Source organism: Streptomyces shenzhenensis (genome assembly GCF_003688995.1).
Lineage (GTDB): Bacteria > Actinomycetota > Actinomycetes > Streptomycetales > Streptomycetaceae > Streptomyces > Streptomyces shenzhenensis_A.
This window is the reverse complement of record NZ_PENI01000124.1, coordinates 1-571: the sequence shown is the minus strand read 5'-3', so window position 1 is coordinate 571 and position 571 is coordinate 1. Positions and strand designations below refer to the sequence as shown.

Annotated in this window: 1 protein-coding gene; it reads right to left on the bottom strand. The window is 70.4% G+C overall.

Annotation, left to right across the window (positions count from 1 at the left end):
• Nucleotides 1-571: PP2C family protein-serine/threonine phosphatase (locus tag CTZ28_RS46475; RefSeq protein WP_147481324.1), on the bottom strand; the 571-nt coding region annotated here is incomplete at both ends.

Sequence of the window (571 nt, the reverse complement as noted above, 5' to 3'; positions counted from 1 at the left end):
GTGGGGTGCCCGCACACGGTCATCCGGGCCACGGGACTGTGGTCGGGGATCTCCAGCAGCAGTGCGGTGATGAAGTGTTCCTGGGCCTCCTCGTCCGCCTCGGGGAACTGCGTGAGGTAGCGGTGGACGCTGCGGTCCAGGGCATCGGCGAGGACATGCAAAGTGGCGTGCTGGTGCGCGGCCTCCTGGAACGCGCCGAGCAGCATGGCCGCCTCACCCACCGCGGACAGTCCCTTCCCCCTGACATCCCCGATGATCACGCGGGTGCGTTCACCGGTGCGTGCCACCGCGTACAGGTCACCCCCGATATGCGCCTCCTTCTCCGCGGCCAGGTACGAGGACGCGATGTGCAGCGGGCCCAGACGCTCGGGCAGCGGACGCAGCAGGGCCCGCTGCGCCGCCTCGGACACCGACCGCACCTGCGCCAGCTGCTCCTTGTGACGGTCACGCACGTAACAGACCAGCACGGCGAAGACCGACAGGGCCGCGAGCCCGGTGAGCTGGGCGATGTGGTTCGAGGTGGCCACCCCGCCACTGCGCGCGGCCAGGAACGTCTGGGCACCCAGCGCCA